Consider the following 17,031-nt stretch of genomic DNA (forward strand, 5'->3'; position numbering starts at 1 on the left):
CGCCGGGCGCGCTGTCAGGCGGTCGCGCCGATCCGGGGAGGAGATGCCGATGCCCACCATGGCGGACGTGGCCCGCAGTGCCGGAGTCTCCGTGGCCACCGTTTCCCATGTCCTCAACGGCACCCGTCCGGTGCTGCCGCACACCCGCCAGGCCGTGCTGGACGCCGTCGACGCCCTCGGTTACACGCCCAACACCCTGGCCCGCTCGCTGGTGACCTCCAGAACCCGCTCCATCGGCCTCGCGGTGTCGGCGATCAGCAATCCGTACTTCACCGAGATCCTCCAGGGGGTCGAGGCGGCCGCCCTGGAAGCCGGCTACAGCCTCCTCATCGCGGACCCGCACGACGATCCCCGGCATGAACGGAAGGTCGTCCAGCTCCTCCACGAGCGCCGGGTGGACGGCATGATCGTCGCTCCCTCCGCGGAGCCGCACGATCTCGTCGGCTACCTGGGCCGCCACACCGTGCCGACGGTGTTCCTGGACCGGCTGATCGACCCGCGGGTGCCGGCTCCGTTCTTCGATCAGGTCTGTTCCGAGAGCGCCGAACCGACGGCCCGGCTCGTGACCCATCTCGCCGGACTGGGGCATCGCCGGATCGGCCTGGTCGCCGGCCTGCCCGGGCTCAGCACGACCGGTGAGCGCATCGCCGGCTACCTGGACGGGCTCGGCGCCGCCGGCCTCGGGCACGACGAGCGTCTCCTCGTCACCGGCAACTCCGAGTCCGCCGGTGCCGAGCGGGCCACGGACGCGCTGCTCGCCCTGCCGGACGCGCCCACGGCACTCGTCACCGCCAACAACGCGATGACCATCGGCGCCCTGCGGGCCCTGCGCCGACGTGGCATGTCCGTGCCGGAGGACATCGCCCTGTGCTGCTTCGACGACTTCGCGTGGGCCGACCTGTTCTCGCCGCGGCTCACCGCGGTCGCCCAGCCCAGCAGGGAACTCGGCGCACAGGCCGTCCGGATGCTGCTGGACCGGCTCGCCGAGCCGGACCGGCCGTCCCGGACGGTGCGGCTGCCGTGCGCGTTCATGCACCGCGCCTCGTGCGGGTGCCCCGAGGAAGCCGGGCGGACCGAGGAGCCCGGGCGCACTCCCTCCCCCAAGCCGTCCGAGAAGGGAACCGACTCGTGATCGTCGTCGCCGGTGAGGCACTGATCGACCTGGTACCGCAGGGCCCCGGTGCTCTCGCGGACCTGAAGCCGGCGCTGGGCGGCGGCCCGTACAACACCGCCGTGGCGCTCGGCCGGCTCGGCTCGCGCACCGCCTTCTGTTCCCGGACGTCCTCCGACGCCTTCGGCGAGGCTCTGCTGGACGGGCTGCGGCGGGCCGGGGTCGACGTGTCGGGAGTGGAGCGCGGGCCGGAGCCGACGACCCTCGCGGTGGCCACACTCGACAGCGCGGGCTCGGCCGCCTACTCCTTCTACGTGGACGGCACCGCCGACCGCCTGTTCACCGCGCCGGCCGCCCTGCCCGCCGGCACGCGCGCGGTGTCCTTCGGCACCTGCTCGCTCGTTTTGGAACCGGGGGCGAGCGCCTACGAGGAGCTGATGCGGGCAGCGGCCGGGCAGGGGCTGTTCACGGCGCTGGACCCCAATGTCCGGGCGGGGCTGATCCCGGACGCGGACGCCTACCGGGCGCGTTTCGGGAGCTGGCTGCCCTCGGTGACGCTGCTGAAGCTCTCCGCGGAGGACGCCGCCTGGCTGGGGGACACTCCGCGGGAGTGGCTGGCCGCGGGGCCGTCGGCCGTGGTGGTCACCCGGGGCGGGGACGGCCTGACCGTGTTCACCCGGGACGGCGGGGAGCACTCCGTGCCGGGCGAGAAGGTCGACGTGGTGGACACCATCGGTGCCGGCGACACCGTGAACGCGGCCCTGCTGCACGGGCTGTCCGCCCAGGACGCGCTGTCCCGGGAAGCGCTCGCAGGCCTGGGGGCACAGGGCTGGGCGCGGCTGTTGCGCTTCGCGGCCCGCGCGGCGGCGATCACGTGCTCGCGGGCGGGGGCCGAGCCGCCGTACGCGGCCGAACTGGGCGGGTGGTGAGCCCCCTGTCTTCCCTGTGGTCTTGTCAAGGTTCGGCCGGGTCCGCGGTGTGGGGGCCGGGCGCACCGCGGGTCCGGGGCTGCTGATGGTGGAACGAGCGGCGCCCCACGGGGAGTTCCCGTGGGGCGCCGATTTCTTGATGTTGTGTCAGGCCGGTCCGTCACCGCGGTCACGGTCCGGCCTGACTGCCGCTTCAGGCCTTGCGGGCGCGCGTCGTCTTCTTCGCGGGCGTCGCCTTCTTCGCGGCCGTGGCGGCCTTGGCCGACGCGGTGTTGTTGGCCTTGGCGGTCACCGTCTTCTTCGCCGCCGTGGTGGCGGCCGCCGTCTTCCTGGCCGTCGTGCGGCGTGACGCCTTCACGGGCTCCGCGTCGCTGATGCGCTCGGCGCCCAGGATCTCGCGCAGGAACTTGCCGGTGTGGCTGGCGGGAACCCCGGCGACCTCCTCGGGCGTGCCCTCGGCGATCACGAGTCCGCCACCGGCGCCGCCTTCGGGGCCCATGTCCACGACCCAGTCCGCGGTCTTGATCACGTCGAGGTTGTGCTCGATGACGATGACCGTGTTGCCCTTGTCCACGAGACCGCCGAGGACCTTCAGCAGCTTGCTGATGTCCTCGAAGTGCAGACCGGTGGTCGGCTCGTCGAGGACGTAGACCGTGCGTCCCGTGGATCGCTTCTGCAGTTCGCTGGCGAGCTTCACACGCTGCGCCTCGCCGCCGGAGAGCGTGGTGGCGGACTGGCCGAGGCGGACGTAGCCGAGACCGACGTCCTTGAGCGTGCGCAGGTGCCGTGAGATGGCCGGGACGGCCTCGAAGAAGTCGGTGGCCTCCTCGATCGGCATGTTCAGCACGTCGGCGATGGACTTGCCCTTGTAGTGGACCTCCAGGGTCTCCCGGTTGTACCGGGCGCCGTGGCAGACCTCGCACGGGACGTAGACGTCCGGGAGGAAGTTCATCTCGATCTTGATCGTGCCGTCGCCCGCGCAGTTCTCGCAGCGGCCGCCCTTCACGTTGAAGGAGAAGCGGCCGGGCAGGTAGCCGCGGACCTTCGCCTCGGTCGTCTCGGCGAACAGCTTGCGGACGTGGTCGAAGACACCGGTGTAGGTCGCCGGGTTGGACCGCGGGGTGCGGCCGATCGGCGACTGGTCGACGTGCACGACCTTGTCGACGAGGTCGTCGCCCTCCACGCGCGTGTGCCGTCCGGGGACGTTCCGGGCGCCGTTCAGCTCGCGGGCCAGGTGCGTGTAGAGGATGTCGTTGACCAGCGTCGACTTGCCGGACCCGGAGACACCCGTGACGGCCGTGAACACGCCCAGCGGGAAGGACACGTCGATGTCCCGCAGGTTGTTCTCACGGGCGCCGTGGACCGTGAGGTGCCGGGACGGGTCGCGGGGACGACGCACGTCCGGCAGCGGGATCGCCTTGCGGCCCGAGAGGTACGCACCGGTCTGCGACTCGGTGTTCGCGAGCAGTTCCTTGAGGGAGCCGCTGTGCACGACCTTGCCGCCGTGCTCACCGGCGCCGGGACCGATGTCCACGACCCAGTCGGCGACCTTGATGGTGTCCTCGTCGTGCTCCACGACGATGAGCGTGTTGCCCATGTCCCGCAGCCGGACCAGGGTCTCGATCAGCCGGTGGTTGTCCCGCTGGTGCAGGCCGATGGACGGCTCGTCCAGGACGTACAGGACGCCGACGAGGCCGGAGCCGATCTGGGTGGCCAGCCGGATGCGCTGGGCCTCGCCGCCGGAGAGCGTGCCGGCCGCGCGGTTCAGCGAGAGGTAGTCCAGGCCGACGTCGACCAGGAAGCGCAGCCGCTCGTTGACCTCCTTGAGCACCCGCTCGGCGATCTTCTTGTCGCGGGCGTTGAGCTTGAGCCGGCCCAGGAAGTCCGCGCAGTCGCTGATCGACATGGCGGCGACCTCGGCGATCGACTTCTCCATGATCGTCACCGCGAGGACGATCGGCTTCAGGCGCGTGCCCTGGCAGGAGGGGCAGGGCACCTCGCGCATGTAGCCCTCGAAGCGCTCGCGGCTGGCGTCACTCTCCGCCTCGCTGTGCCGCCGCTTGACGAAGGGAACAGCGCCCTCGAACGGCGTGGTGTACACGCGCTCGCGGCCGTACCGGTTGCGGTAGCGCACCTCGATCTGGGTCTTGTGGCCGTAAAGCAGCGCCTTCTTCGCGCGCTGCGGCAGCCCCGCGAACGGGATGTCCGTGCGGAAGCCCAGCGCGTCGGCGAGGGCGCCGATCAGGCGGCCGAAGTAGTCCTTGGTGTGCCCGTGCGACCAGGGGTGGATGGCGCCCTCGTCCAGGGACTTGTCCTCGTCCGGGACGATCAGCTCGGGGTCGACCTCCATGCGCGTGCCGATGCCGGTGCACTCGGGGCAGGCGCCGAAGGGCGAGTTGAAGGAGAAGGAGCGGGGCTCCAGCTCCTCGAAGGACAGGTCGTCGTACGGGCAGTACAGGTGCTCCGAGAACATCCGCTCGCGCTCGGGGTCGTCCTCCGGGAGGTCGACGAAGTCGAGCACGACCATGCCGCCGGACAGGCCGAGGGCGGTCTCGACGGAGTCGGTGAGGCGGCGCTTGGCGGAGTCCTTGACGGTGAGGCGGTCGACGACCACCTCGATGGTGTGCTTCTCCTGCTTCTTCAGCGTCGGTGGCTCGGACAGCTGAACGGTCTGGCCGTCCACCCGCGCGCGGGAGTAGCCCTTGGTCTGCAGGTCGGCGAAGAGGTCGACGAACTCGCCCTTGCGCTCGCGCACGAGCGGCGACAGCACCTGGAAGCGGCTTCCCTCCGGCAGCTCCAGGACCCTGTCGACGATGGCCTGCGGCGACTGGCGCGAGATCGGGCGCCCGCACTCGGGGCAGTGCGGCTTGCCGATGCGCGCGAACAGCAGACGCAGGTAGTCGTAGACCTCGGTGATGGTGCCGACCGTGGAGCGCGGGTTGCGCGAGGTCGACTTCTGGTCGATGGAGACCGCCGGGGACAGACCCTCGATGAAGTCGACGTCCGGCTTGTCCATCTGGCCGAGGAACTGCCGGGCGTACGAGGAGAGCGACTCCACGTAGCGACGCTGACCCTCGGCGAAGATCGTGTCGAAGGCCAGGGAGGACTTGCCCGACCCGGACAGGCCCGTGAAGACGATGAGCGAGTCACGAGGCAGGTCGAGCGAGACATTCTTCAGGTTGTGCTCGCGCGCGCCACGGACGATGAGACGGTCGGCCACGCCGGTCCGCACCTTTCTTGAGAGAAGTGACAGGGGCGGGGCCCCCGTGCTTCTTCAGACTAGGGGGAGCCACTGACAACGCCGGTCGGATTGCCCGGTCGCATAACAACCCCCGACCTTCCAGCATGCCCGACGCCACCCTCGACGATATAGCACGTGCTTTCGATTTGAGGGCGAGGTTCACCACCTTCACCCGAAGGTGTGGCACGGCTAGGGTCAGCACCATGATTGATCACGCTCATGACCTGGCATGTGTACGTGACGCGACGGAGCGGCTCCTCACCGCTGTCGCCAAACTGGACAACGCCTCGCTCGCGGACTCGTCACGGCTGCCCGGCTGGAGCCGGGGGCACGTCCTCGCCCACCTCTCCCGGAACGCCGACGCGATCGTGAACGTTCTGGAGGGCCGGCCCATGTACCCGAGCGCCGAGACCCGGGACGCCGACATCGAGCGCGACGCCCGGCGCCCGCTGGACGAGCAGCTCGCCGACCTGCGTGAGAGTGCGGCCCGCCTCCAGGCGGTCGCGGACGCCCCCGCGGACTGGGCCCGCACCGTGGAGCTGCGCAACGGCGTCACCGACACCGCGGCCCGCGTGCCGTTCCGGCGCTGGGTCGAGGTGGAACTGCACCATGTGGATCTCGGCATCGGCTACGAGCTGGAGGATCTTCCGGTCGAGTTCACCGAGCGGGAGACCGGCTTCCTCACGCAGCGCTTCTCCGGCCACCCCGACGTCCCGGCGACCCGCGTCACGGACGGCACGCGCGCGTGGAGCACCGGGCGGGCGGCGGACGAGCCCGAGGTGGAGGTCGCCGGCCGGCCGGCGGAGCTGGTGGGCTGGCTCGCGGGACGCAGCGACGGCGCGGCGCTGGAGGTGCGGGGCGGGACGCTCCCGAAGCTCCCCCCGCTGTAGCACGACGGCCGTCCGCCGGGGCCCGGCCCGCTATAGGCTGATCACCATGACGTACACCGGAGAGGTCAAGGTCGGCGGACCGGCGGACGTGCACGAGCTGAAAGACCTGATGATCACCAAGATCGCGGTCGGCCCGATGGACAACAACGCCTATCTGCTGCGCTGCCGGGCCACCGACGAGCAGCTGTTGATCGACGCCGCCGCTGAGGCGGAGACGCTCCTCGGCATGATCGGTGACGACGGCATCGCGTCCGTCGTCACCACCCACCAGCACGGCGACCACTGGCAGGCGCTGGCCGCGGTCGTCGCCGGCACGGGCGCACGTACCCATGCCGGCCGTGAGGACGCCCCGGGCATCCCCGTGCCGACCGACGTCCTCGTCGACGACGGCGACGTCATCCGGGTGGGGCGCGTGGAACTCACCGCGCGCCACCTCGTGGGGCACACGCCGGGTTCGATCGCGCTGGTCTACGACGACCCGCACGGTCATCCGCACGTCTTCACCGGCGACTGCCTCTTCCCGGGCGGCGTCGGCAACACGCGCAAGGACCCCAAGGCGTTCGCCAGCCTGATCCACGACGTGGAGACGAAGCTCTTCGGCGTGCTGCCGGACGAGACCTGGGTCTACCCCGGTCACGGCAACGACACCACGCTGGGCGCCGAACGGCCGCACCTCCCGGAGTGGCACGCGCGCGGGTGGTAGGCGACCGGGCGTCCGCCGACTCGGGCGGGCCGGCCGACGCGCGGTCGCGTGCAGGTGAGCTCGCCACGCCTACGTGACCGGGCGCAGGTACGGGCACGTGAGCGGTCGCGCGTACACGAGCGGGCGCCCGCTTGCCTGCACCTCGGCGCGCGCCCGGCGCAGGAAGTGCGCCGTCCGCGCACCCTCCCGGCGCGCGCCTCTATGCGCGCGCCCCGTGTGAACGCTTCGCACGCGCCGGGCCCCCGTGCGCGCTCCCGTGTACGGCTGCCGCGCGGTCAACTGGTGGCAGCCCCGCGCAGGATGACGGCTCCTGAGCGGTATGGGCCGCCGGCCTCCAACCCCGCCCTCGGCCGGCGGCCCAGGCAGGGGCACCCGCCGGGAGCGCAGGCCAGGTCCGGCGTTCACACGGCCGCAACACCCGTTCCCAGCATGCGGACTTTCACGGCCATGACCTCGACAAACGCCAAGTTCGCTGCCACTCTCCCGCCATGCACCCTGCTCCTCACACTCTGCGCCGGGCGGTGGCCGCCGCCACCGTCGCCCTGCTCGCCACCGCCGTCGGCTGTGCTCCGCAGCCCGAGGGGAAGGCATCGGCAGCCCCGTCGGGATCGGCCGCGAAGAGCTGTGTCCGGGGCAAGTTGGCCACCACCACGTCCGGGAAGCTGACGATCGCGACGGACGAGCCGGCCTACGAGCCGTGGTTCAAGGACGACAAGCCCGGCAGCGGCAAGGGGTTCGAGTCGGCGGTCGCGTACGCCGTGGCGAAGCGGCTGGGGTACTCCAAGGACGCGGTCGTCTGGCAGAGCGTCCCCTTCAACAAGGCGTTCGCGCCCGGTGTGAAGACCTTCGACTTCGACATCAACCAGGTGTCGATCAGCGCCGAACGCAAGAAGGCCGTGGACTTCTCCTCCGGCTACTACGACGTGCGCCAGGCCGTCGTCGCGCTCAAGGGCGGCAAGGCGGCCGGAGCGACGAGCGTCGCGGACCTGAGGAACCTCAAGCTCGGCGCCCAGGTGGGCACCACGAGCCTCGACTACATCACCGACGTGGTGAAGCCGAAGCAGGAGGCCGCCGTCTACGCGAAGAACGACCAGGCCAAGTCCGCGCTGAAGAACGGTCAGGTGGACGCCGTCGTCGTCGACCTGCCGACCGCGTTCTACATCACCGGCGCCGAGGTGACGAACGCGAAGATCGTCGGCCAGTTCGAGAACCGGGGTGGCACCCCCGAGCAGTTCGGGCTCGTGCTGGACAAGGGCAGCGCGCTCACCGCGTGCGTCACCGGCGCCGTGGACGCCCTGCGCAAGGACGGCACCCTGGCGGACCTCGAGAAGCAGTGGCTGTCCGACGCCGTCGACGCCCCGGTCCTCAAGTGACGGTCACCAAGGGCGAGTCCGCCCGGGAAGGGGCGGACGACGAGGGTGACATGACCGCCGAAGGCGCCTACACACCCTCCGAACGGCGTCTGGAACGCGAGCGCCACAAACGCGCCCGTGCCCGTCGTGCCACGGCCCTCGCCGCGCTCTCGACGCTCGTCACGGCCGCCGTGCTCTACCTGGTCGTCGTCAACGCGCCGGGCTGGCCACGCACCCGGGAAACCTTCTTCAGCGCCCGGTACGCGCGCGAGGCGTTCCCGAAGGTCCTCGACGGACTGTGGCTGAACATCCGCCTGCTGCTGGTCTGCGGTGCCGCCGTCCTGGTCCTCGGCATGCTGATCGCCGTCGCACGGACGCTGCGCGGCCCGGTGTTCTTCCCGCTGCGGGTCCTGGCGGCGGCGTACACCGACTTCTTCCGCGGCCTCCCCCTGATCATCAACCTGATGATCGTGGTCCTGGGCGTGCCCGCACTGCGGCTGCAGGGGGTGACGGTCGACCCGGTGCTGCTGGGCGGTACGGCGCTGACGCTGACGTACTCGGCCTACGTGGCGGAGGTGTTCCGGGCCGGTATCGAGTCCGTCCACCCCTCCCAGCGGGCGGCGGCACGCTCGCTGGGCCTGACCAACCGGCAGGCCCTCCGCCACGTCGTGCTGCCCCAGGCGGTGCGCCGGCAGGTGCCGCCGCTGCTCAACGACCTGGTGTCGCTGCAGAAGGACACGGGGCTGGTGTCGATCGGCGGCGCCGTGGACGCCGTACGGGCGGCCGACATCATCGTGGGCCGCAGCCTGAACTACACGCCGTACATCGTCGCCGGGCTGGTGTTCGTGGCGCTGACCATCCCGATGACCCGCTTCACGGACTGGGTGACGGCGCGGACGGACCGACGGCGCGCCCAGGGAGGAACACTGTGAGCGAGGCACCCGTCCTGCGTCTGGAGTCCGTCCGCAAGACCTTCGGCGAGGCCGTCGTGCTGCGGGACGTCGATCTGGAGGTCGCTCCGCACACGGTCACCGCGCTGATCGGCGCCTCGGGCTCCGGCAAGTCCACGCTGCTGCGCTGCGCCAACCTCCTGGAGGAGATCGACGACGGCGCGATCTGGCTGGACGGCGAGGAGATCACCGACCCACGCGTCGACCAGGACGCGGTACGGCGCCGGATCGGCGTGGTCTTCCAGTCGTACAACCTGTTCCCGCACATGACCGTGCTGGACAACATCACGCTCGCGCCGCGCCGGGTGCACGGCGTCTCCCGTGTCGAGGCCGAGGAACGGGCCCGTGAGCTGCTGGAGCGCCTCGGCCTCGCGGGCCGGGCGGACGCCTACCCGGACCGGCTCAGCGGCGGCCAGCAGCAGCGTGTGGCGATCGTCCGGGCCCTCGCCGTACGGCCCAGGCTGTTGCTGCTGGACGAGATCACGGCAGCGCTCGACCCCGAACTCGTGGGCGAGGTGCTGGAGATGGTCCGGGGTCTGAAGGACGACGGCATGACCATGGTGCTGGCGACGCACGAGATGGGGTTCGCCCGGGACGTCGCCGACCAGGTCTGCTTTCTGGACGGAGGGGTCGTGCTGGAGCGCGGAACCGCCGAGCAGGTCTTCGGCGATCCGCAGCAGGAGCGCACCCGGCGCTTCCTGCGGCGGATCGTGGACGCCGGCCGCCTGTAGCCGCCGCCGGCTACGCGTCGGCCTGTGCCGCTCCCACCAGAGCGGCGACCCGCTCCACGCCGAACACATAGCCCTGCACCCCGCAGCCCGCGATCACACCGTCGGCGCGCAGGGAGACGTACGAGTGGTGCCGGAACGCCTCGCGCTGGTGGACGTTGGAAATGTGCACCTCCAGCACGGGCAGGCCGTCGCAGGTGTTGAGCGCGTCCAGGATCGCGACCGAGGTGTGGGAGTACGCGGCCGGGTTGATGACGATCCCGCAGTGGTTCAGCCGTGCCTCGTGGATCCAGTCGACCAGCTCACCCTCGTGGTTGGACTGCCGGAAGTCCACCGTGCCACCGTGCGCGGCCGCCGCCTCTTTGCACATCGCCTCGACGTCGGCCAGCGTGTCCTTGCCGTAGATCTCGGGCTGGCGCTGGCCGAGCAGGTTCAGGTTGGGCCCGTTGAGGATCATGATCGGGGCGTTGGCCAGGGTGCGGGGCACGGTTCCTCCGGTCCGTCGGGGCGGTGCGTCGACGACCGCCGCTCGCACCCGGTGTATCACGCCGGCCGGACCGTGTGCGCCGTCGCCTCGGCGCACGCTCCAGGGGCCTTCGGCCGCCGTCGCACGCCCCCGTAACCCATGATCACCGCGGGTGGTTGACGCGGCATGCACGACGTACGCACCGCAACAGCACCCTCCATGTCGCGGCTCGCCGCCGCGTCCCTCGCCGGGACCGCGATCGAGTTCTACGACTTCTTCGTCTACGGCACGGCCGCCGCTCTGGTCCTCGGGCCGCTGTTCTTCCCGACCTTCTCACCGGTCGCCGGGACCCTGGCGGCGTTCGCCACCTTCGGTGTGGGCTTCGTGGCCCGGCCGCTGGGCTCGGTGCTGTTCGGGCACCTGGGCGACCGGCGCGGACGGCGGCCGGTGCTCGTCCTGTCGCTGCTGCTCACCGGCGCCTCGACGGTCGCCGTCGGCTGCGTGCCGTCGTACGGGGCGATCGGCGTCGCCGCGCCCGTACTCCTGCTGGTCCTGCGCTTCCTGCAGGGCCTGGGGCTCGGCGGGGAGTGGGGTGGAGCCGTGCTGCTGACCGCCGAGCACGCGCCTCCCGCGCGGCGTGCGCTGTGGTCGAGTTTCCCCCAGGTGGGGCCCGCGGTCGGCTTCGTGCTCGCCAACGGGGTGATGCTGGCGCTGTCGGCGGCGCTGTCCGAGGCGCAGTTCGCGCACTGGGGGTGGCGGGTGCCGTTCTGGGCGGCCGGAGCGCTGGCGCTGGCCGGTCTGTGGCTGCGGTCGTCGCTCACGGAGAGCCCGCGGTTCCTGGAACTCGACGACCTCGCGCGCGTGCCCCTCGCCGAGGTCGTACGGCACCACGGGCGGCTGGTGCTGCTGACCGCGGGGGCGCTGGCGGCCGGGTACGCGGTGTTCTACGCGGTGACGACCTGGTCGCTGTCCTACGCCACGGAACGGCTCGGCGTGAGCCGCACGGTCATGCTCACCTGTGTCATGGCCGCCGTGGTCGTGAAGGGAGCGCTCACGCCTCTCATGGCGCTGCTCGGCGACCGCTTCGGGCGCCGGCCGATGTGCCTTGCGGGGTGCGCCGGCTGCGCCCTGTGGATGCTGCCCATGGTCGCGCTGCTGGCCACGGGTGAGCCGCTGCTGATGTTCCTCGGCATCCTCGGCGCGCTGCTGGCCTTCATCACCATGTTCGCGGTGATCGCCGCCTACCTGCCGGAACTGTACGAGGCGCGGGTGCGCTGCACGGGTGCCGCCGTGGGCTACAACCTCGGCGGAGTCCTCGGCGGCGCGCTCACCCCGATCGTGGCCACGACGCTCGCCGCCCACGGCGGGCGTGTCCCGTGGGGCGTGGGCCTCTACCTGACGGGCATCTCGCTGCTCAGCCTCGGGTGCTTCGCGCTGCTGCCGGAGACGCGGCCGGTCCCGGTACCGGCGGTGGACCCGGTGACCGGATGACGGGGGTGGGCGTGCGGCACGTCCGTGCCCGGGGTCCCACGTCCCGTTCTCAGGGGTTGACCGCCAGCTCCAGGTAGGCCGCGAACAGCACCAGATGGACTCCGCCCTGCAGGGGCGTGGCACGTCCCGGCACGACCGTCAGGGAGCTGACCACGATGGTCAGCGCGAGCAGCAGCATGTGCACCGGGCCGAGACCCAGGACGAGCGGCCCGGACAGCCAGACGGAGGCCAGGGCCACGGCCGGGATGGTCAGGCCGATGCTGGCCATGGCCGAGCCGAGCGCGAGGTTGAGACTGGTCTGCACCCGGTCGCGCCGGGCGGAGCGCAGCGCGGCGATCGTCTCGGGCAGCAGGACGAGCAGGGCGATGACCACACCGACGACGGCCTGGTTCAGGCCGGCGGCCTTCACGCCCGCCTCGATGGTCGGCGACACGCCTTTGGCCAGGCCGACCACACCGATCAGGGCGAGGCCGAGCAGGCCGAGGCTGATCCAGGCGGTGCGCGCGGACGGGGGCTCGGCGTGGTCGTCGGCGGTGATGACCTCGCCCTGCCGGGTGAGCGGCAGGAAGTAGTCCCGGTGGCGCACGGTCTGGGTGGTCACGAACAAGCCGTAGAGGATCAGTGAGGACAGCGCGGCGAAGGTCAGCTGGACGGTGGAGAACTCGGGTCCGGGCTTGCTGGTGGTGAAGGTCGGCAGGACCAGGCTGAGCGTGGAGAGTGTCGCCACGGTCGCCAGGGCGGCGCCGGTGCCCTCGGGGTTGAAGACGGCGGTGCCGTGCCGCAGGGAGGCCACGAGCAGGCAGAGGCCGACGATGCCGTTGCAGGTGATCATCACGGCGGCGAAGACCGTGTCCCTGGCCAGGGTGGCGCTCTTGTCGCCGCCGTCCACCATGAGGGTGACGATGAGGGCCACCTCGATGATCGTGACGGCGACGGCGAGGACCAGGGAGCCGAAGGGCTCGCCGACCCGGTGGGCGATGACCTCGGCGTGGTGCACGGCCGCGAGGACGGAGCCGGCGAGCACCAGGGTCACCAGGGCGACGACCGCGCCGGGCAGGTCACGGCCCCAGGTGAAGACCAGCAGGATGATGGCGAGCACGGGCACGAGGAGCGTCCATTGCCCGGTGAGCGATCTCAGCCCAGTGATCATGCCGCGATGTTCGCAGAGACGTACAGGGTTCGCATTCCGTTCTTTCCGGATACCTCTCATCCTTTCCGGTGCGGCGGCCCGGTCCTGACGGACCGGGCCCCACGGCGTCTCGCTCCTCGCCGAGCGGTCGGCAGGGTCAGGCGTCGATGCTGTCCTTCGGACGGTCCTCGGCGGCGGCCTGCTTCTTGGTCGCCATCAGGCTGGTGATGGTGGTGACGATCAGGACCGCACAGATCACGCCGAGCGAGACCGGGATGCTGATCTCGGGGACATGGACGCCGGACTCGTGCAGTGCGTGCAGCACGAGCTTCACGCCGATGAAGCCGAGGATGATCGACAGGCCGTACGAGAGGTGGACCAGCTTCCTCAGCAGGCCGCCGATGAGGAAGTACAGCTGCCGCAGACCCATCAAAGCGAAGGCGTTCGCGGTGAAGACGATGTACGGGTCCTGCGTCAGGCCGAAGATCGCGGGGATGGAGTCCAGCGCGAACAGGACGTCCGTGGTGCCGATGGCGAGCATCACGACCAGCATCGGGGTCATGACCCGCTTGCCGTTCTCCTGGATCCACAGCTTGGTGCCGTGGTAGCGGTCGGCGACGCCGAACCTGCGCTCCGCGGCCTTGAGCAGCTTGTTCTCCTCGTACTCCTCGTCCTCCTCGTCGGCGCGCGCCTCCTGGATGAGCTTCCACGCCGTCCAGATCAGGAAGGCGCCGAAGAGGTAGAACACCCACGAGAAGCTGGCGAGGATGGCGGCTCCGGCGGCGATGAACACGGCCCGCAGGACCAGGGCTATGAGCACGCCGACGAGCAGCACACGCTGCTGGTACTGCGCGGGCACCGCGAACTTCGCCATGATCAGGACGAAGACGAAGAGGTTGTCCACGCTCAGGGACTTCTCGGTGATGAAGCCCGCGAAGAACTCTCCGGCCGGCTGCCCGCCGCCGAAGACGAGGAGTCCGAGGCCGAAGAGTCCGGCCAGGGCGATCCAGACGACGGTCCAGATTCCGGCTTCCTTGATCGACACCTCATGCGGCTTGCGACCGATGAAGAAGTCGACGGCGATCAGGGCGGCGAGGCCCACGATGGTGAGGACCCACAGGCCCATGGTGACTTCCACTGCACCTCCGGCATTGCGTGACGGCAAACATCAGCGTTGTCGCTGCCGGAGGTCTCTTCCACCCGCGCGGGGCCGACGACCCGGGACCTGGAACCGGTCCGTACTGACGGGTGCGCCGCAGTCAGGGAGTACTCCCCTCCGTACGGACGAGAGTACCCCAATCACCAAGGAAAGGTAAAGGGAAAAGTAAAGGAAAGGGCAAGTGTGCAGCTCAATGGCACTTTACCTGTGCTTGGTCCATTCCCTCGCCACCTCGGCGAGCACCTGCTGGACGATCTGGCTGCCGCCCGGCACGAGCGAGGGCTCGTAGGTCCAGGCATGGCCGACCCAGGGGTCGGCGAGGTGGTCGTCGGGCACCGGAGTGAGTCGCATCAGCGAACGCCACAGCGGATCGAGCAGAGGGCCGTACGCTGCCGCGTCCTCCCGGTCGGCGACCATCACCAGGTGGACGCCGACCGTCGGGCCCTCGTCCGCCAGGTAGCGCAGCCGCGTCACCGCGCGGTCGTCGAAACCGTGGGGGAAGTCGTTCACGATCAGTAGTTGCTGCGCCATGTCGACATCGGCCGGCAGTGCCGCGGCCGCTCCGCCACGCAGCGCCATCTGCACCAGGTCCACCCGCCGGGTGAGCCGCTCCAGAATCTCCGTCACACCCGCCGCCCCCGTCGCCGGCGGAGCGGCGAGCACTCCGGCCCCCGTCAGCGGCAGCAGCGCCCGGGCCCCGGCTCCGGCCGGGTCTATGACCTGCACGGCGAACTCCCCGGCGGGGTGCACCGCGAGCAGCCGGGCGGCGAGCGCGACGGCGACCTCCATGGCCAGGTGCCGCAGCTCGGCGGAGTCCCGGAAGGAGTCGTCGAGCGCCGCCGGTCCGCTGTCGACCCACAGGCCCCGCTCCAGCGGCAGCCTGACCAGCATGGGGATACGCAGGGGCACGCTCTCGGGCAGGTGGAGCTCCCCCAGCCTCAGCGCCAGCGGCGCCTCGGTGGGCACGCGGTAGCCGTGCCAGACGGGGCTGTCCCACCCGGCGTACGCGGGCGGCAGCGCGGGCTCGACCACCTCCGACTCGGCCGTGAGCTGGGCGAGATCACGATCGAGGACCGCGCGTGCCTGGTCGACCAGGTGGGTCCGGCGCGCCTGCGCCGCCTCGCGGGCCGCGTCGCCCGAGCTGCCGAGCCGGTCACGGGGGTCGGCGAGGGCCTGGTCGATCTCCTTCTCCAGACGGGTGTCGGCGAAGTCGACGGCGCTGCGGTACGCGGCGGTGGTGCGGGCCAGATCCTCGAACATGCCCCAGACCTGGTTGTAGAGCCGTTCGTCCATCGACCAGCCCACGGCGTCGCCCGCCACGGGCCGGGCGTGCTGCCCGTCACCGGCCGGAGCCGCGGAGGGCGGGAGCGGGGGCGGAGTGCTGTGGCGGCGCGGATGCGTGTAGTCGACCGGGCCGCCGGCGGACCGCGCCTGCGGGGCGGCGCCGAGGGTCTCGGCGTCGTACCGATTCCCGTCGGCGGTGTGCGGCTGCGCTGGGGTGTCCGCCGGCCCGTCGTAAGGGTTCGCACCATGGGAGAGGTGCTGCGGGTCGTACGGCGAGGTCGTCTCGCCCGTCGTGGAGGGGGAGGGCGTGGCCGCGGAGGTGTCCTGGGGCGCGGAGGTCGGCACGGGCCTGGCCGACGGTGCGGGTATCGCACGGGCCAGGCTCTGGGCCGTCGCCTCCTGGATGGCGGCCGCGAGATCGCCGGCCTGGGGCAGCCCCTGGTCGTCGAGGAGGGCGTGGAGGCCGCCCGCGTACCCCTGGCCCATGGCGCGCACCTTCCACGCGCCCTGTCTGCGGTACAGCTCCAGGGCGAGCACGGCGGTCTCGGTGTCCAGACCGGTGAGGGTGTACGAGGCCAGTTCGGTGCCGTCGGAATCCTCGACGGCGGTGTACGGCGACGGGACGGCACCGAAGCGGAGCGGCCCGGTGGTCGCGGGCGGCAGGGCGAGGAAGATGTCGACCCGGTGCACCGCCTCGGGCAGGGCGTCCAGGTCGACGGCCAGGCGGTGTTCGGCGGCGGCCTGCCGGGAGACCTCGACACCGGGGAGCGCGGGGGCGCCGGGATGGGCCACCCACTGGGGGCCGCGCACCGTGCCGTTCTCGTCGCCGAGTGCGGCTCCGACCAGGACCGGCACGCCGGCCGAGATCCGGATCGTCAGCCGTACCTGGGACAGCGGGTGGTTCTGCCCCCGCACCAGCTCGGCCGTCATCGCCGTCGCCCCCCCTGTGTAGTGATGTGGTGCGCGCCCGCCCGTGGGCGGGCGCTGGTGGTCCTACAGGTGCGGCAGGATCGCCGGCATGAGGTCCTGGAAGGTACGGCCGTTGGCCGGGGTGCCCAGGGCGGTCATCGTCCAGCTGGAGCCCGCGCGGTGCACCTTGGCCATGATCTGGGCGGTGTACTGGCCGCCGCCGGCCAGCGTGTAGCGGGCGAGTTCCTGGCCGTTGGTCTCGTCGACGAGGCGGCAGAACGCGTTCTCGACCTCCTGGAAGGTCTGGCCCGTGAAGGAGTTGACGGTGAAGACGATCTGGTCGATGTGGACCGGCACGCGCTGGAGGTCGACCAGGATCGCCTCGTCGTCCCCGCCCTGGCCGACGCCGCCGACGAGGTTGTCACCGGTGTGACGCACGGAACCGTCGTCGCTCACCAGGTGGCGGAAGAAGACCACGTCGACCGGCTGCTTCTCGGCGAACAGCACGGCCGAGGCGTCCAGGTCGATCTCGCGGGTGCGGGAGCCGAACAGGCCGCGCCGCTTCGCCGCCTGCCAACCGAGCCCCATGCGGACCGCGGTCAAGGTCGCCCCGTCGGTCTTGGCGAGACTGATGGCCTGACCCTTGGTCAAATTGACGGACACGGCTGGTTCCCCTCTCGACGTCCCCT

The 17,031-nt window shown here is 71.2% G+C and carries 14 protein-coding genes; 8 read left to right on the forward strand and 6 right to left on the reverse strand.

The window, feature by feature from the left end:
- The first annotated feature begins 49 nt into the window (after positions 1-49).
- Entirely contained in the window at positions 50-1,132 is a 1,083-nt protein-coding gene (locus N8I86_RS10885; RefSeq protein WP_263277664.1) for a LacI family DNA-binding transcriptional regulator, read from the forward strand.
- A complete protein-coding gene (locus N8I86_RS10890) occupies positions 1,129-2,040 on the forward strand; it encodes a carbohydrate kinase family protein (protein WP_263277665.1) in 912 nt (303 codons plus the stop codon). Before N8I86_RS10885 ends, N8I86_RS10890 begins: the two co-directional genes overlap by 4 nt.
- Positions 2,041-2,233: 193 nt before the next feature.
- On the opposite strand, the gene uvrA is transcribed toward N8I86_RS10890, so the two are convergent.
- Entirely contained in the window at positions 2,234-5,260 is a 3,027-nt protein-coding gene (gene uvrA / locus N8I86_RS10895) for an excinuclease ABC subunit UvrA (RefSeq protein ID WP_073892620.1), read from the reverse strand.
- A gap of 224 nt (positions 5,261-5,484) precedes the next feature.
- Here uvrA and N8I86_RS10900 point away from each other — a divergent pair, with 224 nt between their 5' ends.
- The 5 genes from N8I86_RS10900 (at position 5,485) to N8I86_RS10920 (ending at position 9,907) form a co-directional block, all read left to right on the forward strand.
- Positions 5,485-6,171, forward strand: coding sequence for a maleylpyruvate isomerase family mycothiol-dependent enzyme (locus N8I86_RS10900; protein WP_123438263.1), 687 nt, complete (start codon positions 5,485-5,487; stop codon positions 6,169-6,171).
- Between the two features lie 46 nt (positions 6,172-6,217).
- A complete protein-coding gene (locus N8I86_RS10905; RefSeq protein ID WP_263277666.1) occupies positions 6,218-6,874 on the forward strand; it encodes an MBL fold metallo-hydrolase in 657 nt (218 codons plus the stop codon).
- A gap of 488 nt (positions 6,875-7,362) precedes the next feature.
- Positions 7,363-8,247, forward strand: a complete 885-nt coding sequence (locus N8I86_RS10910; RefSeq protein WP_263277667.1) for an ABC transporter substrate-binding protein — start codon at positions 7,363-7,365, stop codon at positions 8,245-8,247.
- Positions 8,244-9,158, forward strand: coding sequence for an amino acid ABC transporter permease (locus tag N8I86_RS10915; RefSeq protein WP_263277668.1), 915 nt, complete (start codon positions 8,244-8,246; stop codon positions 9,156-9,158). The genes N8I86_RS10910 and N8I86_RS10915 overlap by 4 nt, the downstream gene beginning before the upstream one ends.
- Positions 9,155-9,907: an amino acid ABC transporter ATP-binding protein gene (locus N8I86_RS10920; protein ID WP_123438260.1), complete on the forward strand. Its 753-nt coding sequence runs from the start codon at positions 9,155-9,157 to the stop codon at positions 9,905-9,907. Before N8I86_RS10915 ends, N8I86_RS10920 begins: the two co-directional genes overlap by 4 nt.
- Before the next feature lie 10 nt (positions 9,908-9,917).
- Here N8I86_RS10920 and aroQ read toward each other — a convergent pair whose 3' ends face one another.
- A complete protein-coding gene (aroQ, locus tag N8I86_RS10925; protein ID WP_123438259.1) occupies positions 9,918-10,391 on the reverse strand; it encodes a type II 3-dehydroquinate dehydratase in 474 nt (157 codons plus the stop codon).
- Between the two features lie 198 nt (positions 10,392-10,589).
- Here aroQ and N8I86_RS10930 point away from each other — a divergent pair, with 198 nt between their 5' ends.
- The gene (locus N8I86_RS10930) at positions 10,590-11,861 is read left to right on the forward strand and encodes an MFS transporter (RefSeq protein WP_263280092.1); all 1,272 of its coding nucleotides are present in this window, start codon (positions 10,590-10,592) and stop codon (positions 11,859-11,861) included.
- A gap of 49 nt (positions 11,862-11,910) precedes the next feature.
- Here N8I86_RS10930 and N8I86_RS10935 read toward each other — a convergent pair whose 3' ends face one another.
- The 4 genes from N8I86_RS10935 to N8I86_RS10950 all read right to left on the reverse strand — a co-directional run bounded on the left by N8I86_RS10935 (position 11,911) and on the right by N8I86_RS10950 (position 17,005).
- The gene (locus N8I86_RS10935) at positions 11,911-13,011 is read right to left on the reverse strand and encodes a calcium:cation antiporter (protein ID WP_073892638.1); all 1,101 of its coding nucleotides are present in this window, start codon (positions 13,009-13,011) and stop codon (positions 11,911-11,913) included.
- 136 nt (positions 13,012-13,147) lie between these two features.
- Positions 13,148-14,116, reverse strand: coding sequence for a TerC family protein (locus N8I86_RS10940; protein ID WP_382987782.1), 969 nt, complete (start codon positions 14,114-14,116; stop codon positions 13,148-13,150).
- Between the two features lie 234 nt (positions 14,117-14,350).
- Entirely contained in the window at positions 14,351-16,363 is a 2,013-nt protein-coding gene (locus N8I86_RS10945) for a TerD family protein (protein ID WP_263277669.1), read from the reverse strand.
- Positions 16,364-16,426: 63 nt separating this feature from the next.
- Complete coding sequence (locus tag N8I86_RS10950) at positions 16,427-17,005, reverse strand: TerD family protein (RefSeq protein WP_263277670.1); 579 nt, start codon at positions 17,003-17,005, stop codon at positions 16,427-16,429.
- Positions 17,006-17,031: the final 26 nt, after the last annotated feature.

Source organism: Streptomyces albidicamelliae (assembly GCF_025642175.1).
Taxonomy (GTDB): domain Bacteria; phylum Actinomycetota; class Actinomycetes; order Streptomycetales; family Streptomycetaceae; genus Streptomyces; species Streptomyces albidocamelliae.